General features: G+C 74.1%; 24 protein-coding genes. 8 read left to right on the top strand and 16 right to left on the bottom strand.

Annotated elements, in window-relative coordinates; genetic code table 11:
* The first annotated feature begins 90 nt into the window (after window positions 1–90).
* Window positions 91–780: a DUF4386 domain-containing protein gene (locus tag CHF16_RS20765; RefSeq protein ID WP_218826755.1), complete on the top strand. Its 690-nt coding sequence runs from the start codon at window positions 91–93 to the stop codon at window positions 778–780.
* Here CHF16_RS20765 and CHF16_RS20760 read toward each other — a convergent pair.
* Complete coding sequence (locus CHF16_RS20760) at window positions 777–1547, bottom strand: helix-turn-helix domain-containing protein (RefSeq protein WP_089327745.1); 771 nt, start codon at window positions 1545–1547, stop codon at window positions 777–779. The genes CHF16_RS20765 and CHF16_RS20760 overlap by 4 nt on opposite strands.
* Before the next feature lie 76 nt (window positions 1548–1623).
* Here CHF16_RS20760 and CHF16_RS20755 point away from each other — a divergent pair, with 76 nt between their 5' ends.
* Together CHF16_RS20755 and CHF16_RS20750 are read left to right on the top strand one after the other, a co-directional pair.
* Entirely contained in the window at window positions 1624–2208 is a 585-nt protein-coding gene (locus CHF16_RS20755; RefSeq protein WP_089327744.1) for a TIGR03086 family metal-binding protein, read from the top strand.
* A gap of 193 nt (window positions 2209–2401) precedes the next feature.
* Window positions 2402–3601 carry a glycoside hydrolase family 6 protein gene (locus tag CHF16_RS20750; protein ID WP_179271622.1) on the top strand — a complete coding sequence of 400 codons (1200 nt, stop codon included), beginning with the start codon at window positions 2402–2404 and terminating at the stop codon, window positions 3599–3601.
* Window positions 3602–3722: 121 nt separating this feature from the next.
* Here CHF16_RS20750 and CHF16_RS20745 read toward each other — a convergent pair whose 3' ends face one another.
* On the bottom strand, window positions 3723–4412 hold the full coding sequence (locus tag CHF16_RS20745) for a TetR/AcrR family transcriptional regulator (protein WP_218826754.1): 690 nt from the start codon (window positions 4410–4412) through the stop codon (window positions 3723–3725).
* A gap of 103 nt (window positions 4413–4515) precedes the next feature.
* On the opposite strand from CHF16_RS20745, the gene CHF16_RS20740 reads away from it, so the two are divergent.
* Complete coding sequence (locus CHF16_RS20740; RefSeq protein WP_143228073.1) at window positions 4516–5181, top strand: PaaI family thioesterase; 666 nt, start codon at window positions 4516–4518, stop codon at window positions 5179–5181.
* A gap of 129 nt (window positions 5182–5310) precedes the next feature.
* Here CHF16_RS20740 and CHF16_RS20735 read toward each other — a convergent pair whose 3' ends face one another.
* On the bottom strand, window positions 5311–6135 hold the full coding sequence (locus CHF16_RS20735; RefSeq protein ID WP_089327742.1) for an MOSC domain-containing protein: 825 nt from the start codon (window positions 6133–6135) through the stop codon (window positions 5311–5313).
* Window positions 6136–6200: 65 nt separating this feature from the next.
* The gene (locus tag CHF16_RS20730; protein ID WP_143228072.1) at window positions 6201–7130 is read right to left on the bottom strand and encodes an immunity 49 family protein; all 930 of its coding nucleotides are present in this window, start codon (window positions 7128–7130) and stop codon (window positions 6201–6203) included.
* 185 nt (window positions 7131–7315) lie between these two features.
* Here CHF16_RS20730 and CHF16_RS20725 point away from each other — a divergent pair, with 185 nt between their 5' ends.
* A complete protein-coding gene (locus CHF16_RS20725; RefSeq protein ID WP_218826753.1) occupies window positions 7316–8284 on the top strand; it encodes a helix-turn-helix domain-containing protein in 969 nt (322 codons plus the stop codon).
* A gap of 46 nt (window positions 8285–8330) precedes the next feature.
* Here the strand turns inward: CHF16_RS20725 and CHF16_RS20720 are convergent, their stop codons facing one another.
* Window positions 8331–9353 (bottom strand): TIGR03617 family F420-dependent LLM class oxidoreductase, encoded by a 1023-nt coding sequence (locus CHF16_RS20720; protein WP_089327739.1) that lies wholly within the window; start codon window positions 9351–9353, stop codon window positions 8331–8333.
* 155 nt (window positions 9354–9508) lie between these two features.
* Here CHF16_RS20720 and CHF16_RS20715 point away from each other — a divergent pair, with 155 nt between their 5' ends.
* Entirely contained in the window at window positions 9509–9952 is a 444-nt protein-coding gene (locus tag CHF16_RS20715; protein ID WP_089327738.1) for a universal stress protein, read from the top strand.
* A 91-nt stretch (window positions 9953–10043) separates the two neighbouring features.
* Window positions 10044–11486, top strand: coding sequence for a bifunctional aminoglycoside phosphotransferase/ATP-binding protein (locus tag CHF16_RS20710; protein WP_089327737.1), 1443 nt, complete (start codon window positions 10044–10046; stop codon window positions 11484–11486).
* A 101-nt stretch (window positions 11487–11587) separates the two neighbouring features.
* On the opposite strand, the gene CHF16_RS20705 is transcribed toward CHF16_RS20710, so the two are convergent.
* Window positions 11588–12151, bottom strand: coding sequence for a DoxX family membrane protein (locus CHF16_RS20705; RefSeq protein ID WP_089327736.1), 564 nt, complete (start codon window positions 12149–12151; stop codon window positions 11588–11590).
* A gap of 226 nt (window positions 12152–12377) precedes the next feature.
* On the opposite strand from CHF16_RS20705, the gene CHF16_RS40375 reads away from it, so the two are divergent.
* Window positions 12378–12944, top strand: a complete 567-nt coding sequence (locus CHF16_RS40375) for an Rv1733c family protein (RefSeq protein ID WP_089327735.1) — start codon at window positions 12378–12380, stop codon at window positions 12942–12944.
* A 15-nt stretch (window positions 12945–12959) separates the two neighbouring features.
* Here the strand turns inward: CHF16_RS40375 and CHF16_RS20695 are convergent, their stop codons facing one another.
* From CHF16_RS20695 to CHF16_RS20650, 10 genes are all read right to left on the bottom strand, one after another.
* Window positions 12960–14678: a GAF domain-containing sensor histidine kinase gene (locus CHF16_RS20695; protein ID WP_089327734.1), complete on the bottom strand. Its 1719-nt coding sequence runs from the start codon at window positions 14676–14678 to the stop codon at window positions 12960–12962.
* Between the two features lie 61 nt (window positions 14679–14739).
* Complete coding sequence (locus CHF16_RS20690; RefSeq protein WP_089327846.1) at window positions 14740–15747, bottom strand: Acg family FMN-binding oxidoreductase; 1008 nt, start codon at window positions 15745–15747, stop codon at window positions 14740–14742.
* A 150-nt stretch (window positions 15748–15897) separates the two neighbouring features.
* Complete coding sequence (locus tag CHF16_RS20685; protein WP_089327733.1) at window positions 15898–17157, bottom strand: metal-dependent hydrolase family protein; 1260 nt, start codon at window positions 17155–17157, stop codon at window positions 15898–15900.
* A 125-nt stretch (window positions 17158–17282) separates the two neighbouring features.
* A complete protein-coding gene (locus CHF16_RS20680) occupies window positions 17283–18425 on the bottom strand; it encodes a cobalamin B12-binding domain-containing protein (protein WP_089327732.1) in 1143 nt (380 codons plus the stop codon).
* Window positions 18422–20065, bottom strand: coding sequence for a SpoIIE family protein phosphatase (locus tag CHF16_RS20675; RefSeq protein WP_245868920.1), 1644 nt, complete (start codon window positions 20063–20065; stop codon window positions 18422–18424). Before CHF16_RS20675 ends, CHF16_RS20680 begins: the two co-directional genes overlap by 4 nt.
* Before the next feature lie 311 nt (window positions 20066–20376).
* Window positions 20377–20733, bottom strand: a complete 357-nt coding sequence (locus CHF16_RS20670; RefSeq protein WP_089327731.1) for a hypothetical protein — start codon at window positions 20731–20733, stop codon at window positions 20377–20379.
* A 239-nt stretch (window positions 20734–20972) separates the two neighbouring features.
* Complete coding sequence (locus CHF16_RS20665) at window positions 20973–21974, bottom strand: substrate-binding domain-containing protein (RefSeq protein ID WP_089327730.1); 1002 nt, start codon at window positions 21972–21974, stop codon at window positions 20973–20975.
* 45 nt (window positions 21975–22019) lie between these two features.
* Window positions 22020–22913, bottom strand: coding sequence for an MBL fold metallo-hydrolase (locus tag CHF16_RS20660; protein WP_179271621.1), 894 nt, complete (start codon window positions 22911–22913; stop codon window positions 22020–22022).
* The gene (locus tag CHF16_RS20655; protein WP_179271620.1) at window positions 22903–23865 is read right to left on the bottom strand and encodes an ABC transporter substrate-binding protein; all 963 of its coding nucleotides are present in this window, start codon (window positions 23863–23865) and stop codon (window positions 22903–22905) included. The genes CHF16_RS20660 and CHF16_RS20655 overlap by 11 nt, the downstream gene beginning before the upstream one ends.
* A 105-nt stretch (window positions 23866–23970) precedes the next feature.
* Entirely contained in the window at window positions 23971–24732 is a 762-nt protein-coding gene (locus CHF16_RS20650; RefSeq protein ID WP_089327727.1) for a 2-keto-4-pentenoate hydratase, read from the bottom strand.
* Window positions 24733–24875 lie beyond the last annotated feature (143 nt).

Below are 24875 nucleotides of genomic sequence, written 5' to 3'. Positions count from 1 at the left end.
CCGGCCACCGGCGAGGCGGGACGGCGCCCGTCCGGCATGGTTCGCTACGGCTACCCGGCAAGCGGGCGGGGCCGTGCCTTGGAGGGCCACGTGGAAGAAAAGAGCTCGGTGGACGCGGTTCAGCGCACCGCCAGGATCGCCGGAGTCTGGTTCGTCCTGACCTTCGTCTTCTCGATCCCGGCGGTGCTGCTGTACGACCCGGTGCTCAACGATGCGGACTACATCGCGGGGGCGGGCGCGGACGGGCGGGTCCAGCTCGGAGCCCTGCTCGAGATCCTGACCGCCGTAGCGAACGTCGCCACAGCGGTCGTGCTGTTCCCCGTCCTGAAGCGGCAGAGCGAGGGCATCGCCCTCGGGTACGTGGCCACGCGGATCCTCGAGTCGACCGTCATCGTGGTCGGCATCGCCTGCGTACTCGCCGTCGTGGCCCTCCGACAGGATCTGGCGGGCCTGGGCGGCTCCGACCCCGTCCTGGCCGGGCGGGCACTCGTGGCCTTGAAGGACCAGACGTTCCTGCTCGGCCCCGCCTTCTGCGCGGGCTTCGGCAACGGGCTGCTGCTGGGCTACCTGATGTACCGGTCGGGTCTGGTGCCGCGCCCCATGGCGCTCATCGGGCTCATCGGCGGGCCCATCGCCTGCGCCACCGCGACCGCCGTCCTGTTCGGCGCCTACGACCAGCAGTCCGGGGTGAACTTCCTGTGCACCGCACCGGAAATCGTCTGGGAGGCGTCCTTGGGCATCTGGCTCATCACCAAGGGCTTCCGCCCGGCCCGCACCTAGGACCGCGCGTACCGGGCCGGGGAGACGCCCACGACGGCGGTGAAGTCGCGGGTCAGGTGGGCCTGGTCGTAGTAGCCCAGATCGTCGGCCAGCGCAGACCAGTCGATGCGGGTGCCCTGGTCCGCGCGCGCGGCGGCCTCGTGGAGGCGGGCCCGGCGCAGTACCCACTTCGGGCTCGCTCCCACGTACTCGGCGAAGAGCCGCTGCATGGTCCGGACGGACACGTGCAGTTTCTCGGCCGCCTGGTCGACCCTGAGCAGCCCGGGGTCCGCGGTGATGTGTCCGACCATGGCCGCGGCGTGCTCGGCGGCGGGGTCCGGTTCGGGGAGCAGTGGCTCCAGGAACGCCTCCGCCAAGCGGACCATCTCGCCGGTGCCGGCGGCACCGAGTACGGCCCGGTTGACCTCGTCGACGGCGGGGCCCAGCAGCTCCGCCGCCGGGATCCTGCGGTCGGCCAAGGCGATGACCGGCCCCCGGAGCAGCGGACGGAAGCCACCGGGGCGGAACTTCACCCCCAGGACCTGCCCCCGCCCTTCGAGGCGGCGCACGAACAGGCCGCGATCGACGCCGTACACCAGCGCGCGAGGCTCTTCGAAGACGAGATGGACGTTGGGATGGGAGAGCACCTTGGTCTCGTACGGCTCGTCCGTATGCCAGCGGACGTGCCAGTGGAGTTCTATGAACCGTGCCAGGGCGGGGCCCGGCGCACGCCGGTCGAGGTCGGCGACGGACGCGTTCAGACGCGGATACAGCACACCGCGTCCCATCTCCCCCACGGGCACCAGGGTACTTTGGCGCGTTCCTCCAAGACCCGTCCCCGGTGGTCTCCCTAGCGTAAGCACCATGAACGACCTGCACACATATATGAAGGAATGCGCCGCCGAGGCCGCCCGCGTCGCCCGCGGCGTGCCCCCGGAGAGGATGACCGGCCCGACTCCCTGCGCGGAGTTCGACCTGCGGGCGCTGGTGAACCACTGGGTGGTCTACACCTCGCACGGGCTGGAGCACCGCGCGCTGCGCAAGCAGCTTCCGCAGGAGCTCACCGAGCGCGACTTCACCGCCGACCCGGCCTGGGCGCAGGACTACGCCGCCCAGCTCGACCGGGCCGTCGCGGCCTGGGCCGACCCCTCCGCGTGGGAGGGCGAGATCGATCTGGGCTACGCGGCGTCACCCGCGTCCGAGGTCGCCGGACTGCTCATCCTGGAGATGGCCCTGCACGGCTGGGACGTCGCCGCCGCGACGGGGCAGGAGTTCGGCGTCTCGCCGGAGGCCGGCGGGTACCTGCTGGGAGTCGTCGAGGAGCAGGCCGAGATGTACCGGCAGTACGACGGGTTCGCCGAGCCCGTGCCGGTGGGCGCGGACGCCCCCGCCTTCCGGCGGGCGCTCGCGCTCTCCGGCCGCGACCCGGGCTGGACGCCCCCGGCCTGACCTCTCCACCGGTCGGCACGGCCTCGCGTCCGCCGCGGCGGTGCGCGGGCGCGAGGCCGCCGCCGGACGCACGGCCCGGAAGTGGTGCCGGGTCGTGATGTTGGGTCTTGACGGATCTCCGGAGGGTGATGAGACTCCCATGGGAGCGCTCCCACGATCGTGCGCTCTCCCACCCCGAGACCCTGGAGTACGGATGAGACGACGCATCGGGATGCTCGCCGCCGTCGCGGCGGGCATCGTCGCGGTCCTCGCGGCGCCGGCGCAGGCGTTAGGACACGACAACCCGCTGGACCGGAAGGTCCGGTTCTACGTCGAGCCGGACGGCAACGCGGGGCGGCAGGCCGAGATCTGGGCGGCCGAGGGGCGCACCGCCGACGCCGCGCACATGCGGGCCCTGTCGAAGGTCTCGCAGGCGGTCTGGTTCACCAGCGGCACGCCCGCCGAGGTGCGGGCGGCGGTACGGCGGACGATGGCGAGCGCGGCCCGGCAGCACGCCGTCCCGGTGCTCGTCGCGTACTACGTCCCCGGCCGGGACTGCTCGCAGTACTCGGCGGGCGGTGCTCCGGACGAGGCCGCCTACCGCGCCTGGATCGACGCGTTCGCCCGGGGGATCGGCGGCGGCCGCGCCGTCGTGATCGTCGAGCCGGACGGGCTCGCGCTGCTGTCCAGCGAGCCGTGGTGCAACGAGGGCGGCGGCGGCACCACCGGGACCCCCGAGGACCCCGCCCGGGTCGACGAGCGCTTCCGCGAGATCAACTACGCGGTCGACACGCTCCAGCGGCTGCCGCACACCGGCGTCTACGTGGACTCCGGGCACTCCGACTGGCAGCCGCTCGACGACTACGACGCCGGATACGGCGAACCGCGGGCCCAGCTCGGCATGGCCAGCCGCCTGCTCAGGGGCGGCATCGCCAAGGCCGACGGCTTCGCGCTCAACGTCTCCAACTACCGCGGCACGGACGAGCTGGTCGCCTACGGCACCCGGTTGTCGAAGTGCCTGCGGTTCCGGGTGCGGACGGGCGCGTCCGCCTGCACCGACGCCGACCTGGCCACCGTCCCGGACGACCCGCGCATGCTCCCGCACTTCGTCCTGGACACCAGCCGCAACGGCCAGGGACCGTGGACGCCGCCGGAGGACGAGTACACCGACCCGGAGGTGTGGTGCAACCCGCCGGGCCGCGGCCTCGGTGCCCGGCCCTCGACCCGCACCGGCGATCCCCTGGTCGACGCCTTCCTCTGGATCAAGCGGCCCGGCGAGTCCGACGGCCAGTGCACCCGCGGCACCGCCGGCCCGGAGGACCCCGAGTACGGCGTGGTCGACCCGGCGGCCGGCGCCTGGTGGCCCGAGTACGCCCTGGGCCTCTCCCAGCGCGCCGTCCCTCCGCTCCGCTGACCTGACCGCGCCCGGACACCGCGCCCGGACGCGGTGCCCGGGCGGGAAGGCCGCCGCCCGCCGGGCGAACCCGCCCGGCGGGCGGCGGCATCCGGGCGTGACGCGTCCTCTAGGGCCGGCTCTAGGGCCGGGCTTCGAGGTAGCCGGCGACCGATTCGGCCAGCACGGCGCGCGCCTCGTCGACGTCGGTCCACGTGCTCAGCCGCTGCTCCATGTAGAGGCCGTGGACGGCGGCCGGGAGGAGGTGGCGCACGCGCTCCAGGCGGTAGGCGTCGACGACGAGCCCCCGGAAAGCCCGCGCGTAGGCGCGCCGCCAGCGGCGGTCCCACCGGGCGAGCTGCGCGGCGGTCCGCGGGTAGGTCGCGGCGAGCTCGGCCGTGTCGCGGGGCAGCAGGCCGCGCAGGGTCGCCACGGCCCGCCCGGGAGGCGAGTCGAGCCCCGCCCAGAGCGCGTCGACGATCCGGATCATCCGTTCGGTGACGGACCCGTCGTCCATGTCCGCCGCCGGCAGCATCTCGCCCTGGCCGCCCAGTTCCTCCAGGACCGCGGCCCATAGCCCGTCGACGTCCCCGAACTGGTGCTGGACCGTGCCCCAGGTGACTCCGGCGCGCTTCGCGACGAGGTTGGCGCTGATCTCGCCGCCGTGCCCGCCGCCGGCGAGCAGGCCGGCGGCCGTCTCGATCACCCGGGCGCGCGTCTCCAGGCCGCGCCGGTTGAGCCGGGCGCCCCGCGCGTTCAGCGGGGCGGCGGTGTCGCCAGGGCCCGCCGCGCCCTTCGGCTCCGCGTCCCGGCCGGTCGAGGGCTCGGTCACGCGGCCGATTGTAGGGCGGGCGGCCCGGCGAGCGCCGGAGTTAGACATAGAGACCTCTATGTGATGAGTGGCGGCGCCGATCTTTCCGGTATACGGTCGGCGCATGACGAGCCGTTTCCCCGATGCAGGAGCGGTGGGCGCGGGCGGGTTCGTCCGCGACGACACGCCGACCCCCGAGGTGGACCGCCGGGAAGCGGTGATGGCGTCGCTGGCCGGCACCGTCCGCGAGCTGGTCGACGCCACGATCCGCACGACGGTCGCCGACGACGAGGTGCACCGGGTCCGCGACGAGCTGGCCCTGCTCGTCGACCGGCTCCGCGCCGCCCAGCTGCCCGGCCCCGCCGGCATCAGGTACAACGCCGAGTTCCGGGCCTGGAACTGGGGCAACGCCGTGGTCGGCGCGGCGAACGCGATCGCGCCGCCACTGGAGGTCGTGCACGACGCGTCGGGATGCCACGCCGACGTCGTCCTCGGCGCGGCCTACGAGGGGCCTCCCGGGCTGGTGCACGGCGGGGTCTCCGCGATGCTCCTCGACCACATCATGGGGGTGACGGCGTCCGCGATGCGCCGGACGACCTTCACGGGGACGCTCACCATGCGCTACCGGCGCGGCACGCCCCTCGGCCCCCTCCGCCTGGAGGCGAGGATCGTCCGCGAGGAGGGCCGCAAGGTGTTCGTGGTCGCGTCGATCTCCGACGCCGAGGGCGTGACCGTCGAGGCCGACGGGGTGTTCATCCAGCCCGCGGGGACCCCGGCGGTGGACGGCTGACACCCCGCGCGGCTGCCGTGCGGAGCACATAGAGCCTGCTATGTCTCCGCTGCCCGGCCCGTGCCCTCCGGGGCGAACTCGCCGGTGCCGGAGCGGGCGGCCGGAGCGCGACGGCCGCCCGCCGTACCGTCACAGCAGGTGGAACGGGTCTCCCGCCGTCACCCGGCCCGGCGTCACGACCTGCGCGTACACGCCCGCGCAGGGGCGCTCCCCGAGTCCGGGCATCGGCTCCACGAGGTTCAGCCGGGCGGGGACCTTCAGCGCGGCGGTGTCGCGGGGCAGCGCGCCGTGCTCCAGCGTCGGCACCGAGCAGCGCGGCGTCGCCGCCATGACGCGCAGGACGGCCTCCCCGACCGCCAGCTCCCGGCCGGCCCAGGCGTTCTCGCCGAAGCCCGGCCCCTCGGTGCCGAGCACGATGTTGGGCCGGTACCGCGCGGCCTCCATGACGCCGCGCTCCCCCGCCGCGGCGATCGCGTCCAGCGTCGCCGTGCCGACCAGGTGGACGGGCGCGAAGTCGACGAACGTGCCGGGCGGGGAGCCCTGCCCGAGCACGACCTCCTCGTCCTCCACCTCGGCGGCGACCCCCGCCGCGAGCACCTGGTCGGGGACGGCCCGCGCCACCGTGGCGCCCTCGGGGCGGGTGGCGGTGAGCACGACCTCCCGGCCGAGCTCCTTGGACAGCTCTGCGTCGGCGGCGGGGTCGCCGCCGCGCACCGCGCGGCCGTCCGGCAGGACGATCCGGACGCCGTCGCCCTCGGCCACCGCCGACATCGTCAGCAGGGCGCGCCAGAGCCGGGGGCTCTTGGCACTCGCGATCCGCCCGGTTCCGGCGTCGAGCAGCGCCCAGCGGCGGTCACCGGCGAGGCCGGTCGCCGCCACCTCCACCGAGGACAGCTCCTCCCCCAGCATCGACTTGACCGGATACCGCCACAGCGCGACCGCCGTTCCCGGCATGCCTCCCACGCCCCCTTCTGATCATCGAGTGACGAACACGGTACGTCACCGTCCGGGCGAACCGCCTACCCGCCGTCGTGCGGGTGGACCCGGATCCGGTCACGGTGCCGGAGGTCCGGGCCGGGAGAGGGCTCGGGAAGCAGCCCTTCGGGCAGGTAGCCGGAGCGGACGTCGAGCCGCCATCCGTGGGCGAGGACCGCCAGGTGCGCCAGGGCGATGGCCGGGAGGGGAAGCAGCGTCAGGGGGGCGGGATCGTCGCCGATCTCCTCGCGGTACCGCTCGAGCCGGTCGGCCAGGGCCCGCTGGAAGGCGGACCGGTCGTCGTCGAGCAGCACGCGCAGCAGCCGCTGGTCGGGGGTCAGCGGCCCGGCCGCGTCCAGGCGGAGCGCGGCGGTCGCGCGGTCCTGCCGGTCCGGCTTGGCGACCAGCGGAGGGACGTCGCCGTCGACGATGTAGCCGGCCAGTGCGTCCATCTCGGCGAGGGCGGCCTGCGTTTCGGCGCGGAAGGAGTGGATCTCGCGCGCCACGTCGAACTTGAGGACCATGTTCCGGTGCCACGGCGCCTCGAAGGCGGTGCTGACCAGGCACAGCGCGTACGCCCTGACCCACTCGGCGACCGGCGGCGGCTGGGGTTTCTCCATGGAGTAGGAGCTCTCGGGGGTGGTCAGCCTCGTGGGGCCGTACCGGTCGGTGAGGACGGGGAAGTCGACGTCGAAGTCGCCGTTCGGCATGAGCCTGCGGTCCAGGACGGCAGCCGCGCACTCCGCGGCGGTCCGCAGCGCGGCGCGCACCGCCTTCCCCGGCAGTGCCGGGTCGGACTGGGCGCAGGCCGCGACATGGTCCAGGAGCTCGTCGCAGGTCCGCGCGAACGCCTCGGGTTCGAGTTCGTACCCCCAGCGCATCGCGTGCCAGCGCGAGAACGTCCGCCTCTCGATATCGGTGCGCGCCTCGTCGAGGAGCGTTCTTTCGACCTCGTGACAGGGAATCTCATTCACGGGCCCTTACCTTCGCCCATGCGAATCGATCGCGCTCGACACCGCCTCCCAGATCCATTGACAGTGCGTCCCGAATGGCGGCTCCGCATCTCATCCATCGATGCCCGGGTCGCCGCACGCACGGAAATGCCCTCGAAAGAAAGCCGCTTAGTATCGTGGTCTCCGCTGAGGGCGTGGAGGTCCCCTTGATCGAGACGGTGTACCGGACCGAGGACCATCCCCCGGCCGACCGGTTCGACCGCTGGCGGGAATGGATGGGGCGCACCCATTGCCCCGTGGATCTGAGCAGCGACCACGCCGCGGACTTCCGCGGCCGCACGCGCACCCTGCTGCTGGGCGAGGTGACCGTGTGGCCGGCGACCGTGCAGCCCCTGCTCTCCAGGCGGACGGCCGGGCTGGTCAGGCGCTCCGACCCCGAGACCTACAACCTCACGCTCGTCGTCAAGGGGACGGCGGGGGCGGAGCGGGGCGTCCACCAGTCCGAGTACCGGCCCTACGACCTGCACAGCCAGAACTCCTCCGAGCCGTGCACGGTCTGGGTCGGCCGTGGTGACCAACCGGTCACGTCCATCGGGGTCGAGGTCCCCAAGGACCTCCTGGCGCTGCCGCGCAGGAGCGCCGACCGGGCGATCGGCCGGCCGCTCTCGGGGCACGAGGGCGTCGGAGCGCTGCTCGCGGGCTTCCTCACCCGCCTGTGCGCCGACACCGGCGCCTACCTGGCGACCGACGGCCCCCGCCTCGGCGCCGTCCTGACCGACCTCGTCTCCGCGCTGCTCGCCCACACCGCCGACGCCGGCCGGGAGCTGTCCCCCGAGGCGCACCGGCGGGCGCTGGTGCTGCGCGTCCGCGCCTTCATCCGCAGGAACCTGCACGATCCGGAGCTGACTCCGCACGCCGTCGCGGCCGCGCACCACATCTCGCTCAGCCATCTGTACCGGCTCTTCGAGGACGAGGACGACACCGTCGGGGCGCTGATCCGCCGGCTGCGCCTGGAGCGCGCCGCCCGCGACCTGGCGGACCCGGCCCAGCGGGCGGTCCCCGTCCGCGACATCGGCGCCCGCTGGGGCTTCGCCCACCACTCGGCCTTCACCCGCGCGTTCCGCACGGCCTACGACGCGTCGCCGAGCGACTACCGCCGGGCGGCCCAGCGGTAGTCGTGACCGGCCTGGCGTGACCGGGCCTGCGTGACCGGACGGCGGGTCAGCCGGCGGCGTCGTCCCGCAGCGCGGCCGCGAGGGCGGCGATGGTCTCCGGCGGGTGGGTCGTCCCGGGGAAGTACGCGCAGACGCGCTCGGCCACGTCGCCGAACCGGTCCCTGATCTCGGCGGCGCACTCGGCCGGCGTTCCGACGACGGCCAGCGTCCGCATCATCGTGTCGTCGATCAGGCCGATCATGGACATGACGTCGCCGGCCTTCGAGAGCGCGTTCAGCTCGGGCTGCAGATCTCCCCAGCCCTCGACGTCCAGGACCGGCCTGTACGCCGGTGTCGAGCCGTAGAACGCCAGCAGCCCCCTCACGCCGAAGGCCGCGGCCTCGATCTCGGCGGGGGTGCGGCCCATCGCGACGATCGCCTGCGGGTAGATGTCGATCCGCTCGCGCCCCGCCCGCTCCAGGCCCTCGGCCACGGCCGGGAGGGTGCGCTCGCGGAAGTGGCGGCGGCTGTGGAACGGCATCACCAGCAGCCCGTCGGCGACCTCCGCCGCGGTCCGGGTCATCAGCGGACCCAGCGCGCCAAGCAGGACCGGCGGGACGCCGTGGGGGTTCGGCCCGGGGGCGAACGTCGGGGGCATCAGGGTGTGCTTGGTGAACTCCCCGCGGAAGTCGAGCCGGGTGCCGTCCTGCCAGGAGTTCAGGATCGCCTTCACCGCGAGCACGATCTCGCGCATCCGGGCCGCCGGCCTGCTCCAGGACGCCCCGTACCGGTTCTCGATGTGCGGCCTGATCTGCGAGCCGAGCCCGAGCCGGAACCTGCCACCGCTCAGCAGCTGCAGGTCGTAGGCGGTGTTGGCCAGGTGCATCGGGCTGCGCGGGATCGCGATCGCGACGTTGGTCATCAGGTCGGTCGGCGGGACGTCCGGCGACCCGGCCGCGACGGCCAGCGGAAGGAAGACGTCGTGCGGGCCCTCGAAGGTGAACAGGCCGTCCACCCCGGCGCCGATCAGCGTGCGGGCGCGCTGCGCCGCCTCGTCCGGGCGGCCGTCGAGCTGCACATCGAGTTTCACCGGCCGGTCTCCGTTCCGCGCGTCGCAGTGCCCGGCAGCGTACCGGTAGTCCCGGCCGGAGGCACGGGGCCGAAGGTCCCGCACCCCCGGGACGGTCGGCTCTGACTCCCGGACGCCGCCCGGGGGAGGCTGGAGGAGACTGAGGGAGGTCGCCGATGTGGGTCATGCCAGAGCACCGCTCGGTCGTCGTCGGGGTGGACGGCTCGCCCAACTCCATGGCGGCGCTGCGCCGCGCCGCCCGGGAGGCCCTCGAACGCCATGCGCGGCTGGACGTCGTCCGCGTGATCGAGACCGAGGGCATCACGGCGCCCCGCCCGCTGCGGACCGCGCGCGAGTGGCTGCGGCTGCGCCGCCTGGTCGCGCACGCGATCCCGCGCGCCCAGCACCTGAACACCCGGCTGCGCATCGTGCACGGCGCTCCCGGGGAGGCGCTCGCGCGGGCGGCCGGGCACGCCGAGCTGCTGGTCGTCGGAGCCCGGACGCACTCCGAGCACGGCAACCCGCTCGGCGGGGACACCGTGCCGGTCGTCCGGGAGCGCGCACGCTGCCGGATCGTGATCTGCGCCGACCACACCGCCGGGTCAGAGGCCCGGCCGTAGCCCGCCCCACCGCCGACGGCGGCCGCCGTGGATGGCCCGCGTCCCCTCGGGTACGACCCCACGGCGACGCCCGTCCCGTACCGGGAGCGTGATGCCCGTGGACAACGCCGCGGTCAGTGAGACCCACATCGGCGTGGTCTTCTTCGCCGGAGACCGCGCCTTCAAGGTCAAGAAACCGGTGGACATGGGGTTCCTGGACTTCAGCACCCGGGAACGGCGCGAGCGCGCCTGCCACGAGGAGGTCCGGCTGAACCGGCGGTTCGCCCCGGACGTCTACCTCGGCGTCGCCGACGTGCACGACCCCGGCGGCCAGGTGTGCGAGCACCTGGTCGTGATGCGCCGGATGCCCGCCGACCGGCGCCTGGCCACCCTGGTCACCGCGGGAGCTCCCGTCCGGGACGCCCTGCGCGACACCGCGCGGATCCTGGCCGCCTGGCACGCCCGCGCCCCGCGCGGCCCCGAGATCGCCGCCCAGGGCACCCGCGACGCCGTCCAGGCCCGCTGGCACGACAGCTTCACCCAGGTCCGCCCCTTCCACGGCGACGTGCTCGACGCCGCGGCCGCCGCCGAGATCGAGGCGCTCACCGACGAGTTCCTGGACGGGCGCGGGGCCCTGTTCGACGCGCGCATCGCCGGCGGCCGCGTCCTGGACGGCCACGGCGACCTGCTCGCCGGCGACATCTTCTGCCTGGACGACGGCCCCCGCGTCCTGGACTGCCTGGAGTTCGACCGGACCCTGCGCAGCCTGGACGGCCTCGACGACGCCGCGTTCCTGGCCATGGACCTCGAACGCCTCGGCGCCGCCGAGCTGGGCGAGTACTTCCTCGGCACGTACGCCGAGTTCGCCGGCGACCCCGCCCCGTCCTGCCTGCGGCACCACTACATCGCCTACCGGGCCTTCGTCCGCGCCAAGGTCGCCTGCCTGCGCCATGCCCAGGGCGACCCTGACGCAGCGGCCAAGGCGCGCTCCTATGCCGATGTCGCGCTGCGCCATCTGCGCGCCGGACGGGTGCGCCTGATCCTGGTCGGCGGCCTGCCCGGCACCGGCAAGTCCTCCCTGGCCGGCGCGCTGGCCGACCGGCTCGGCTGCACGGTGCTCGGCAGCGACCGCACCCGCAAGGAACTCGCCGGGCTGGCGCCGCTCGACTCGGCCGCCGCCCCCTACGGCACCGGCATCTACAGCCCCGAATGGCACCGGCGCACCTACCGGGAGCTCGCCGCCCGCGCCACCGACCTGCTCCGGCTCGGCGAGACCGTCATCCTCGACGCCTCCTGGACGTCCGAAGAGCAGCGCGACCTTCTCGCCCGCGTGGCCGAGCAGGAGCACGCCCCCATGACGGCCCTGCGCTGCGAGGCACCCCAGGCCCTCACCATCGAACGGATCCGCACCCGGGAACGCGGCGCCTCCGACGCCGACGCCGCCATCGCCGCCGCGATGGACGCGCACGCCGCGCCATGGCCCGAATCCACCCCGATCGACACCGGCGGCACACTCGATCACGCCGTCGAGCAGGCGTTGAGCGTCCTCCAGTAGCCGCACGGCGCGGACGCCCCGACCAACCCCCGCGAAATCGAGCCCGCAACACAGCGGGACGCCCGCCGGGTGCGGCGGGCGTCCTCGGGGTTCTCGGTCGGCTACTTGAGGAAGGGGAGGCGCTTGACCAGTGCGGTACCGGCCCACCAGCGGCCGAGGCCGAGGGTGTCGCCGGCGCTGACCAGGGCCAGCCCGATGATCAGGACCGCGTAGATCAGGTGGTCGTCCATGAAGACGTTGTTCTCGGGGGGCAGGACGGCCGTCCACATCATGACCAGCAGGGCCGCGCCGGCCGCGGCGGCGATCCGCATCCCGATCCCCAGGATCAGCGCCGCGCCGATCCCGGCGAGCCCGAGCATGAACAGCCAGTCCGCCCACGCCGCGCCGGCGAGGTCGTTGTAGAACCCGGCGAACGGGCCCTTGGGCGCGTGCGCCAGGAACCCCTCGGTGGGGCTCCCGCCGTCCAGCCAGCCCTTCCCGGCCGGGGTGGCGTGGCCGAGCCCGAACAGCTTGTCCAGGAACGCCCAGAGGAACACCCAGCCCAGCGCCAGCCGGGCCACGGCCCAGACGTAACGGGCGGCGGGCGACTCCGTCAGCGGCTTGGGGGTCACCACCCGGATGAGGGTGCTACGCCCCACGTGGGTCTTGTGCTCGGAGAGTGCCATCGCCTCTCACCTTCCATCACATCGCCGGTTCCATCACTTATGAGTGAACGCCGCCCGCGGCCGGCGCAGTAGGTCCCTTAGGCGCACGGCCACCGGGCCGAAGGTCCCTGCTTCCGGCGCGGCGAAAGGGCTGAAGGTCCCGCGCCCGCGGGCCTCCCGCCTCTGCCGGCGCCCGCCCGCGGGCGCCTAGCTTCGCCTCAGGCGAGCCGGGACGGAGGACGGCGTCATGGAACGGGCGACGATGTGGGCGCGGGTGGACCGCTGGCGTCGCGCCTGCGGCTTCGACCGCAACGACCTGCGACGAGACGTGGACCGCGCCCAGTGGGGGCTCGGCCTCGTCCTGCTCATCCTGTTCCTCGGCGTCGCCACGCCGCTGGGCGTCCATGTCGCCCGGACGGTGCACGCCTCGGCCGTCCGCGAGGCCGCCGCATGGCACCGGGTGGACGCGACCGTGGTGAAGACCGCGGAATCGCGCGGCCGACACAAGATCACCGTGGCATGGACCGAGCCCGGCGGGACGCGCCGGACGGGCGACTACACGACCTGGCGCGGGCCCGGCGCCGGAAGCCGCGTGTCGCTGTGGGCCGACTCCCGGACCGTCTCCGACATCCCGCCGCGACGGCACTCGGCCGCCATCACGCGGACCGCCGTGGCCGCGGCGGGCGCCGTGCTGGCCGCGGGCCTGCCGCCGCTCGGCCTCTACCGGCTGGTGCGGCACCGCTGCGACCGGCGGCGCGACCGGTCGTGGGACGCCGCCTGGGCGCGCCTCGACAACCACCGCATCGGCCCGTGACCGGGCCCGTCCCGCTCAGCCGCCGTTGAGCGGCACCCGCCAGACCAGGGCCGTCCCGCCCTCCGGGCGGCGCTCGGCGGTGCACGTGCCGCCCAGCTTCTCGGCCCGCTCGCCCATGTTGCGCAGCCCGCTGCGGCGGCCCCCTTCGGGAATCCCGACGCCGTCGTCCTCCACCCGCAGGCGCAGCTCGTCGCCGACGTCGATGGCCACGCTGACCCGGGAGGCATCGGCATGCCGGGCGACGTTGGACAGGGCCTCGCGGACCACGGCCTGCAGGTGCTCGCCGACGGCGTCGCCGACCGAGGTGTCGAGCAGCCCGTCCAGCCGCACCGACGGAGCGAACCCGAGCTGCTCGGCGGCCGCGTCCACCAGCGCGTGCACCCGGCTGCGCAGCGACTCCTCGTCCGCCGGCGCCTGCAGCGCGAAGATCGTCGAGCGGATCTGCCGCATGGTGTCGTCCAGGTCGTCCACCGCCCGCTGGACCCGGACCGCGACCTCCCGCTTCTGCGTGATCTTGATCGCGGACATCAGCGTCATCGCCGTCGCGAACAGCCGCTGGATGACGGTGTCGTGCAGGTCCCTGGCGATGCGGTCGCGGTCCTCCAGCAGCGCCAGCCGCTCGGTGTCGCGGCGGCGGCCGGCCAGCTCCAGCGCCACCGCCGCCTGCCCCGCGAACGCCTCCAGCAGCCGCTGCGTCCCCTCCGAGAACACCGCGCCGCCCGGCGGATTGGCCACCGAGATCACCCCGCGCGCCGCGTCCCCCACGCCCAGCGGGACCGCCAGCAGCGGCCCGACCGGAACCTGCGTCGGCACGTCCGCCTCGCGCGCGGCCTCTCCGCCGTCGGCCAGCCGCAGCGAGACGCCCCGGCCGAACACCGGGCCGACGACCGAGTGGTCCGGCGGAACCCGCAGCCCGGCGAGCCGCTCGGCGCCCTCGCCGTCCGCGGCCTCCACCACGAACCGCGCGCCGTCCTCCTCCAGCAGTGCCACCGCCGCCAGCCCGGCGTCGGTGATCTCGCGGGCGCGCTGCGCCACCAGCGCGGTCACCTCGTGCGGGTCGGTGCCCGACAGCAGCGCCGTGGAGATCTCCGTGGACGCCTCCAGCCAGCGCTCCCGGCGCCGCGTCTCCTCGTACAGCCGGGCGTTCTCGATCGCCACGCCCGCCGCCGTGGCCAGCGCGGTCACCACGACCTCGTCCTCGGGGTCGAACTCGCCGCCGCCGGCCCGCTCGGTCAGGTACAGGTTGCCGAACACCTCGTCCCGGACGCGGATCGGCACGCCCAGAAACGTGTTCATCGGCGGATGGTTCGCAGGGAACCCCACGGAATCGGGATGCTCGCTGAGATCAGGGAGCCGGATCGGGTGCGGCTCGCGGATCAGCAGCCCCAGGATGCCGTGCCCGTGCGGCCAGTCCCCGATCGCCGCGATCTCGTCCTCGCCCACGCCCGTCGTGATGAACTGGACGAGCCGCTCGCCCTCCTCGCCGATGACGCCGAGGGCGCCGTACCGGGCGTCGACCAGGGTGGTCGCCGCCTCGGTGATCCGGCGCAGCACCGACGCCAGGTCCAGCTCGCTGCCGATCGAGACCACGGCCTCCAGCAGCGCGTGCACCCGGTCGCGGGTGGCCCGCGCCGCCTCCAGCCGCGCCTGGAGCTCGGCCAGCAGGTCGTCCAGCTGCAGCTGCGGGAGAACGAGCCTGGCCCGATCGTCGCCGGCCTGGGATTCATGGGCCATTACCCCAGTATCTCCTGCGCCTTCGGTGCTGTCAGCCGGAGGCGGCGGCGCCCGGCGGGCGTCACGATTCCCCGAACACCTCCCCGACCGGGCGGCGGACGCTCTCCAGCTCCTCCCCTTCCGGGTGGCCCAGGCGCATCAGCATCTGCGGGTGGCCGCCGCCGCAGAACCGGTCCGTGATGAAATGCCGCAGCTCGGGCACCTCCAGCGCCTGGGTGTGGAAGGCCGCCGCCAGATCGCGCTCCGCCGCCCTCAGCAGCACACGCTGCAGGGCCTGCCCCGCCCGCAGCCAGTCGGCCGCCGTATCGCCGGCGGTGACCAGCAGCAGCGTCACACCGGCCGACGCCGCCTCGCCGTCGTGCGCCTCCGGCGCCCCCCATCCGTGGCCGCGCGCGAAGTCGCGGGCCGGGAAGTGCGGCGTGGTCTTCGGGGTCCGGCGCGGGTAGGCGTGCTCCTGGACGCCGTCCGCCCGGGCCGTCCGCGGTGAGGGCGCCCACCGGGCGATCTCCGTCGCGTACGCCGGCGAGCGCCGCTGGACGTGCTGGGCCGCCTCGGTCAGCGCCGCCAGCGCCCCCTTGACGTGCTCGTCCACGGCCTCCACCAGCCTGGCGCCCTCGCGCTCGGCGTCCTGCCGCATGGCCTCCAGCACCCCCTCGGGCACCGGCTCCGCGCGGAACCCGCCCCGGTGGGTGCGGCGGCGGCGGATCTGCGCGTGCTCGCGCAGGTCCTCCTGCCCGGGGGGCTCCCCCGGCTCCATGACGACGTCGGCGAGCAGGAACGGGCGGTCGGGGTCGGGCAGCGGCCGTACGGCGGGCTCGTACCCGAGCGCGCGCAGCGCGCAGCGCAGGCTGTAGAGGGCGGCGCCGCACCCGATCAGCATCTCCCGGCCGTCCGGGTCCGCCACGTCGAGGCGGCGGTCGGTGTCCGCGCTGAGGCTGATCCGGTTCCCCTCCAGGGTGAACCGCCACGGCTGGGTGTTGTGCACCGATGGGGCCCACACCGCGTCCTCGACCGCCCTGCGGGCATCGGCCCGCAGCTGGGACGGCCCCACCGGGTTGCCGTGCTGCATGATCACTCCCCTCCCGGAAGTCGCTGCCCTCCCGTTCATCCCCCGGAATCCGGAGGAGCAGCGGGGACCAACGTCCGCGGCGGCCGGGACCTTCGCACCGACCGCTCCCCCGCGGCCGGTGCGCTCGGCGATGTGCCGTCGCGCCCCATGTCAGTCCCCGGTGCCCGGCGTTCCGGGGCCTGGACGCTTGTAGACCTCGCCCTCCTTCATGACGAAGTCGACCCGTCCGGTGGCCTGGATGTCGGTGAACGGGTCGCCGGGCATCGCGATGATGTCGGCGGTCCTGCCCTCGGCGAGGACGCCGAGGTCGTCGAGGCCGAGCAGGTCGGCGGCGACGCTGGTGGCGGCCTTCAGCGCGCGGGCGGGCGCGATGCCGTTGGACACCATCATCGGGAACTCCCGCCAGTTGTCACCGTGCGGGAACATGCCCGCGTCGGTGCCGAAGGCGATCTTGACCTCGCTCGCGGCGAGGTTCTCGGCGCCGTCCAGCAGCGCCTGCTGGTACCGCTGGAACTTGCGCGGCTTGAAGGCGGGCGCGTCCCTCCAGTGCCCCTCGTTGAAGGCGTTCCGGGCGTCGTTGATGATCGTGTACTGGGTGGGGACCACGAAGACCCCCGCGTCCTCGATCATCCTGAGCGTCTCCGCCGAGGCGAGGTTGGCGTGCTCGATGCTGCGGACGCCCGCCCGCACGGCCCGCCGGGCCCCCTCGTCGCCGTAGCAGTGCGGCGTGGCGGGGACGCCGAGGTCGGCCGCCGCCGCGACCAGGGCGGTCATCTCCGCCTCGGAGTAGGTGGTCCGCCCCGGGTCGTCGCCGGGGCTGGAGAAGCCGCCCGTCGCGGCGAACTTGACCCAGTCGGCGCCCGCGCGGACCTCCTGGCGCACCCGGACGCGGATCTCGTCGCACCCGTCCGCCGACGCCAGCTCCAGCAGCGGCGGGGAGCCCTGGTACTGGGCGGCCAGCAGCGTGCTGAAGTCGCCGTGCCCGCCCCGCGCCGAGATCATGTGCGGGGCCACCAGCATCCGGGGGCCGGCGATCCAGCCCCTCCCGACCGCGTCGCGCAGGTCGAGGACGCCGTACCCGACGTCGGCGCACATCAGGTCCCGCACGGTGGTGAACCCGTTCATCAGCAGGGTCCGCAGGACCGGGAGCGACCGCAGCGCCGTCGCCGCGGGCGACCCGGTGACCATCGCGGCGATGCCGGGCGCGATGGTGACATGGGTGTGGCAGTCCATGAAGCCCGGCGTCAGGGTGTGCCCGCCGAGGTCGATCACCTCGGCGCCCAGCGGCGGCTCGACGCGCGCCGCGATCTGCCGGATGCGGTCGTCCTGCACCAGCACGTCCCGGGGGCCCGCCGGCTCGTCGGCGAGGCCGTCCCACACCCGCGCGCCGCTGAGCAAGGTCGATGGCATGGCGTGGTGCCTGCCCGGGAGCGCCGCCGCGACGCTCGGCCACCGGCAAACAACGCCCAAAATCGCAGGCCGTGTAGCGTCGGCCCCGGGCGGCCGAGCCTAGGGCCTTCAGCCCGAGACGGCCTTCACTCGCCGGCCGGGTCCGTCGGGTGGCCGTTGTGCGTGGCCTCGGGGTTGGCGGCGGGAGTGGCCGGCTTGTGCTCCTGGACGGCGGTACGGCCGCGCGACAGCAGCTCCGTGGCGCGCGGGTAGTCGGCGAGCTGCTCGGCGAGCAGGTCGAACACCGGCAGGAGGACCTGCGGCGGGACGTCCCGGGCGGCGAGGATGTCGATGGTCCACGCCATGAAGCCGGTGAACAGGTCGGGTTCGTCCAGGTACAGGGCGGTGGCGAAGAAGTCCACGATGTGGGAGACGTCCTCGGCCGTCCGGTCCCGCTGCTCCACGGTGTAGTCGGCCATCGCCGGGACCCGGGCCCGCAGCCCCTCCAGGACGTGCCGGACCAGCCGGGGAGCCGTCCGGGTGACATGCGTGTACGTCTGGTCGGCCAGGTGCGGCAGGTCGTCGGCGGGCCGGTGCGGCCGCGGCTCGGGCAGGCCGCGGGCCAGCCGGTCGGCGGCGGCGCGGGCGTCGGGCTCCCACGCGTCCGCGCCGAGCCGCGCGGCGTAGCGGCCGCCGGGGCCGTAGGCGGCGCCGCCCACCATGACCGGGGTACCGGTCGCCTGGCACGCGGTGATGGCCGCGTGCGCGTCCGGGAGCCGGGTGGGGATCGAGGACGACAGCGCCACCGCGGCCGGGCGCGTCCGGTGCAGGTGGGCGATCAGATGCGGGGTCGGCACCTGCGCGCCGAGGTAGTCGACCCGCCAGCCGCGCAGCCGCAGCACCTCGGCCAGGAGCCGCGCGGGCAGGGCGTGCCACTCGCCGTCGATGCACGCCACCGCGACCCGGCCGGGCTCGCCCTCGGTCGCCGAGCCCCGCCGCCGGACGGCCGGGTGGTGCGCGACCGCGCCGATCACCCGCTCGGTGACGGCGGTCGCGGTGTGCTCCTGCGCGACGGTGATCCGGTTGGCCGCCCACTCCTGCCCGACCCGCGCCTGCAAGGGGGCGATGACGTCCATCAGCAGGGCCTCGGGATCCATCCCGCCGTCCAGCGCCGCCATCACGATGTCGGTGGCGGCGTACTCGTCTCCGGCCATGACGGCCGCCCAGAGCTCGTCCGTCCGGACGTCCGCCTCCGCCTTGCCGCCGGAAGGCCGCGTCGAGCGCGTCATGCCGGTCCCCCTTCGAGTTCGCGGGCGGCGCCGCCCCGTGGCGCGGTGATCGCTATCACCGCCATGTCGTCGTGCCGGCCCGCCCCGACCCATTCGGCGGCGAGCATGTGGACCCGCTCCACCAGCGCCTCCGGGAGCATGCCGCCGCACCCGTCCAGCGCCGCGCGCAGCCGCTCGTCGCCGAACATCTCGTCGCCCAGCGGCCCGCCGACGGCCTCGGTGATGCCGTCGGTGTACAGCAGGCAGGTGTCCCCGGGAGCGAGCGTCACCTCCGCGGTCCGCGAGTCGATCTCGTCGAGCACGCCGATCAGCGAGCCGCCCGTCCGCACCGCCTCGATCCCGCCGCCGGCCCGGACGATCAGCGGTGCGGGGTGGCCGGCGCTGGTCAGCAGCAGCCGCACGTCCGCGCCCTCCCGGCGGGCCGAGGCGAGCACCAGCGTGACGAACCGCGTCGCGCCGTCCATCAGCAGGGCCCCGTTGAGCAGTTCCAGCACGCGCCGGTGGTCGTCCGCCATCGGCAGCAGGGCGCGCAGCGTGGTGCGGATCTTCCCGGTCAGCACCGCGGCCTCCAGGCCCTTGCCGCACACGTCCCCGAGGACCATCAGCGCACCGGCCCGCGAGCCGGCCTCGCTCGCGGGGAACACGTCGTAGAAGTCGCCCCCGACCAGTTCTTCGTCGCCGGACGGCCGGTACCGCGCCGCCACCTCCACCCCGTCCACCTCGAGGGCGCGGGGCGGCAGCAGCTCGCGCATCAGGGTCGCGGTGATGGACGCCTGCTCGCCGTAGAGGCGCGCGGCCGACAGCATCGCGCCGGCGCGCGCGGCGAAGAGGCGCACGGCCGGCTCCTCCCCCACCGAGAACGCCTCCGGACCCGACAGGCGCATCAGCACCAGTGCGCCCGCCGGGACGCCGTGCCCCGGGAGCGAGATGACCGCGATCGCCGCCGGCCGCGCCGGTGCGAGGCCGACGAGCCAAGCGGGAGCCGTCCGCGGATCGATCCAGCGCGGCGGCACCGGCGGGAAGCCCCGCAGCGCGTCGGCCAGGCCCTCGACCTCCGCCGGGTCGATCGGCAGCGTCCCGTGCTCGACCCGCCCGGCGGGCCCGCAGGAGGCGACGGGACGGTTCCCCTCGGACCGCGGGACGATCACCACCGCCGCGTCGGCCAGGTGCCGGGCGGCCAGCCGCACCGTCACCTCCATGCACCGCTCCAGGTTGAGCACCTCGGGCAGCTCTTCGGACATCTCGATCAGGAACGCCGCGCGCTCCCGCTCCGTGACGTCGACCAGCCACCAGGCCGTCAGCCCCGGGCCCTCCGGCGCCGTGCCGTCCGGCACCGGGTAGGCCTCGACCACGCGGTCGCCGATCCGGCCCTTGGCGACCGGGCCGGTGCTCCGCGTCCCGGCGCCCGCCCCGCCCGGACCCGCCCGCTCGCCGGTCGAGCGCTGGGCGCGGCCCAGCCAGTCCGGGACGGCGGCGTGCGCGGGCTCGCCGGGCGGGACGCCCAACAGCAGGCGCGCCGCGTCATTGACCTGGACGACGTTCCCGGTGGCGTCGGCGTACAGAACCGCGCACGGGGCCGAGCGCAGGACGGGATCGAGCACGTCCCGCGCGCCGCCCTCGCGTTGAGTCGGTTCCGTCACGCCATGGCCTCCGAAAACGATCCTTCCTTCCCCCGATGCCCCCTACCGGCCTCGCGCACCGCCCGGCCGGACCGGAGCGGCCCCCGCCGCGGCGGCCCGCTCCGCAGGTCCGTCAACGTTACCGGCACGTACCCGCCCCCGGCCCCGCCCGGTCGCACGTGTGATCACATCCACCCGGAAGCCCGGTGCGCCGGCGCCGAAAGGCCCGGAACCGGGTACGGTTCCGGGCCTCTGGCCGGTAGGAGCGGATGGGCGGGAGCGCTTCGGCCGTCCGCGCGGCTCAGCCGCGCATATCGTGGGACGACCCGCCGTCAGTTGTAATGCGCAAACTCCGTATAGTCGTTCCAGATCCAGCCCTTGACACCGGTACAGCAGTCCGAATGCCACCACAGATTCCCGGCACTGTTCACGCACCGCTTGTCGACCCGGAAAAGCGTCTTGGACTTCCAGTGGGCGATCACCGTGGAGGAGCCGGAATAGCTGGTGTGCACGGCGGCCGATCCGACGATGACCCGCCGGATGTGCGGCGTCCAGTCCCGGCAGGAGGCCGCGAGCTGGGCGCCGTCCGCGTCCGCCGAGGCGCTCGGAACGGCGACCGCGACGGGCGCGGCGGCCGCCAAAAGGACCGCGGCCGACATGGACAGGATCCGTTTGCCCACCTTTTTCATTTCGAGCTCCCTTCGGGGATCGCGGGTAAGTTGATCATCACCCCACCATGATCGTCTGTCAAGGCCTCATTTATCGACCTGTTCCCTGCCCGGCCGGCCGGCAGGCTGTTTTCGTTCGACCGTCGGCCGAGTTTCTGACTCCATCAGGAAAGCGGCTGGCTTGAAATTCTCTCGGCGGGCGCGCCGCGCAAGCGGAACGGGGCCCGCACCGCCGGTCCCGGCGAGCGCGGGGCCGGAGGTCAGATGACCGCCGACTCCAGCGACTCGGGGGCGAACAGCTCCTCGGGCGTCCACAGCCGCTTGGACAGGCCCTGCTCGTGGTGGTAGCGGAGGAACGTGGACAGCGCCTCGTGGTTGGGCTCCAGCCCGTAGGGCCAGTAGTCCTCGCCCAGCAGGTTCCGCGTCTCCTCGATCTGCGGGATCAGCCAGGGGACCATGAAGCGCAGCGCGCCGGTGTCGTAGAGGCGCCCGTACGCCTCGTCCTTGGCGGCGAGCAGCGCCTTGTAGAGCGACTGGGCGACCCACGGGTGGCGGTCGTAGACGTCCCGGCGGACCACGACCACGTGCATGATCGGGAAGATGCCCGTCGCCGCGAAGTACTCCTTCTCGGCCGCGGCGACGTCGGGGAACACCCGCCGCACCCGGGGGTCGCCCGCGACGAACGGGCTCGGGGCGCGCGGCGAGTACAGCGCGTCGATCTCCCCCTCGGCCAGCATCGACGCGAGCGTCCGGTCCCCGCCGATGGAGCTGATCCGCAGCGACTCCGGGAGGTCGACGCTCGCCTTCTCGACGCGGCCGGGCGTCTCCTGGCCGCCCGTGCGGTACTGGACGGAGTCGAACGGCACCCCGTACCGGTCGCCGAGGATGCCGCGGATCCACACGCACGCGGTGAGCTGGTACTCGGGGGTGCCGACCACCTTGCCCCTCAGGTCCGCCGGTGACTCGATGCCCGCGTCCGCGTTGCAGTAGAGGGCCTCGTGCCGGAACATCCGCGACGGGAACGCCGGCAAGGCCACGAACGGCGCCTCACCGGGCCCGCTCCCGTCCAGGGACAGGACGTAGGACGACAGCGACAGCTCCGCCACCTCGAACTCCCGGTGGCGCATCATGCGGAAGAAGGTCTCCTCGACCGGCAGCCGCAGGTAGGTCAGCTCGATGCCGTCGGGACGTATCGTCCCCTCGCTCAGCGCCCGTGTGCGGTCGTAGTCGCCGCAGGAGAAGGTGAGGTTCAGTGGTGCCATGCCTGCCCGTCCTCTGGTGCGAGCCGATCGGCCGACCGGAACGGGTCAGACCGTCCCGGCCGCCAACCGGCGCTGCTCTTCCGGCGTCATCTGCTCCCGGACGCGCTGCCGGCCCTCGGCCACCCGCGCGGGGTGCAGGTGGGCCGCGAAGGGCGACGCGGCGATCATCGCGTCCTCGTCCCCGTCCTCGGCCTCCAGTTCGATCAGGAACCGCAGCGACGCGGCCACGTCGTCGAACATCTCCGGGCCTCCGGGCGGCCCGTGGCCGGGCACCACGACCGGCGCGGCCGTGCGGCGCAGGGTGCGCAGGGCGCGCAGCCATCCCCGCAGGTCGGCGTTCCACATCGACGGCCAGTGCCCGTTGAACGCCAGGTCCGCGACGAAGGAGACCCCCTCGCCCGGGACCGTCAGCACCAGGTCGCCCTCGGTGTGGGCGGGGCCCATGGGCTCCAGCTCCGCTTCCACGCCGCCCAGGTCCAGCCGCGTCGGCCCGGTGACCCCGATCGTGGGCGTCACCTTCGCGCCGCCGCGGATGTCCTCGGCCTGGTGCGGGCGCAGCTCCTCGAAGATCTCGACCTGCCGCTCCCATTCGCGCCGCTCGGCGGCCTGCGCCGAGGCGGTCGCGACGATCGTCGCGCCGCGGAAGGCGCCGTTGCCGAAGACGTGGTCGCCGTGGAAGTGCGAGTTGACGACGATGAGCTCCTCGACCCGCGCGCCGGTCGCCGCCACGACCGTGCGCGCGAACTCGTCCCCGTACGCCGGGGTCACGCGCGTGTCGAACAGCAGCACGCGTTCGTCGCCGAGCACGATCCCCGCGTTGGACGAGCCCGCCGCCTCGCTCTCGACCGCCAGGACCCGGGCGCTCTTGCGGCGGATCCGCGCGAGCGCCAGCTCGTGCCCGTCGAGCCGCTCCGCGGCGGCCTCCGGATCACTTCGCAATGAGATCACCGAAGTCCGGCCGCTGCTTGATCAGGCCGTCCTCCGCGGCCACCCTCCCGACCAGGTCGAGGCCGTTGCCCTGCGGGTCGAGGTCGGAGCTCCAGCTCGGCAGCACCATCTTCCGCGCGACCGGCTCCGGGATCTTGGTGAACGTCGTGACGATCGAGCGGACCTCGGCCTCGTGCGCGTCCGCGTACTTGTAGGACTCGTCGACCGCGGCCCGGAAGTCGGACACGACCTTGGGGTTCTGCTTCGCGAAGCGCTCGCTGGTGAAGTAGCTCGCGATGGTGATCCGGTCGCCCAGGTCCGGGTACTGGTAGAGGACGACCCGGCTGCCGGCCCGCGTTGCCTGGTAGAGGAACGGCTCGGTCTGGTAGGCGGCGTCGACCCGCCCGGCCTCGACCGCCGCGTTCACGTCCGGGAAGCCGATCTCGGTCCACTTGATCGACTTCGGGTCGACGCCCTCCTTGCGCAGCGCGGCGGAGATCAGCAGGCCGCCGATGTCGTTCAGCGCGTTCACCGCGACGGTCTTCCCGGCGAGATCCGCGGGCGCGCGGATCGGGCTGTCCTTCTTGACGATGACGCCCTCGTACTTCTGCGAGGGTCCGGGGCCCGCCTGCGCCGCCGGCGCGACGATCTTCACGGGCACGCCCTTCGACCTGGCGATCATCAGCGTGAGGGAGTTGGCGAAGCCGAACTGCTGCTCCCCGCTGACGACCGCGGGCACGATCGCCGCACCGGACTGCGCGACCTGCGTCTGGAGCTTGATCCCGTGCTTGTCGAAGATGCCCTTGCGCATGCCGAGGTGGAGCGGCGCGAGGGCCGAGATCGGCATGAGCCCCAGCTTGACGACGGTCTTCCCGGACGCGTCCTTGGTCGCGCTCGCCGAGCCCGAACCGCAGGCACTGAGGACGGACGCCGCGAGCGCGCCGGCCATGACCGCGGCGGCCACGGACTTACGTCTCCTGAACATTGGCACCATCCAAGAAAATGTTCGTGCTTGAAAGAATCTGGAGGATGAAGAGTCGCGGGCGGGGCCGCCCCGGGCCGGGTCGCGTCAGCCGGTGACGCCCACGGCGGCGGCCGCGCCGAGCCCGTCGACGTGCACCTCGACGCGTCCGGGCGGGAAGGGGGCCGCGGCGGTCGCTCCGCCGGCGAGGACGACGTACCCGGCGCGCAGCGGCATGCCCTGGCGGCGGGCGATCTTCAGCAGCGCCGGGAGGGCGCGGTCGGGGTGCCCGAGGATGGCCGAGGTGGATCCGCTCTCCACCACGGTGCCGCCGACGGCGAGCCGGACGGCGAGGTCGCCGAGGCCGACCCCCGTCGGCCGCCAGTCCCCGACAACGAACGCCGCGGACGAGGCGTTGTCGGCGATCACGTCCGGCAGGCTGAACCGGAAGTCGCGGTAGCGCGAGTCGATGATCTCCAGCGCGGGCGCGACGGCGTCCACCGGGATCTCGTCGTCGTCGGGGGTGACGTCGCGGGCGATCCGGTAGGCGATCTCGGGCTCGACGCGCGGGTGGATGAAGCGGCCGAGCGCGACCTCGCCGCCGTGGGGCACCCGCATGGCGTCGGTGAGCCGCCCGACGATCACCTCGGAGACGCCCATCTGCGCCATCTTGGCCTCGCTGGTGAAGCCGAGCTTGAGCCCGGCGGGCCGCTCGCCCCGGCCCAGGCGGCGGGCGATGACCGCGTCCTGGACCGCGTAGGCGTCGGCGGGGGTGAGCCCCTCGGGGAGTTGCTCGACCGCCGAGGCGGTGTGCTGCGCGGTGTCCAGGCGGACTGCCGCGCGGTCGAGCGTGCTGGTGTCGATCGTCATGAACTGGCCTTCGCTGTCGTCTGTACCGGGGGCGTCCGCTCCGCCGGCTCAGTAGGGCTGGAGCACTTCGCCGCAGCTCTTGCAGGTGCGGGCCTCCACGTCGTCGAAGAAGCGCTGGTAGGCCTCGCCGACCGGGTCGGTGG

Origin of the sequence: Actinomadura meyerae, from assembly GCF_900188445.1 — a bacterium.
Lineage (GTDB): Bacteria > Actinomycetota > Actinomycetes > Streptosporangiales > Streptosporangiaceae > Spirillospora > Spirillospora meyerae.
Note: the sequence above shows the minus strand (reverse complement) of the source record. Positions and strands in the feature narration are given on the sequence as shown.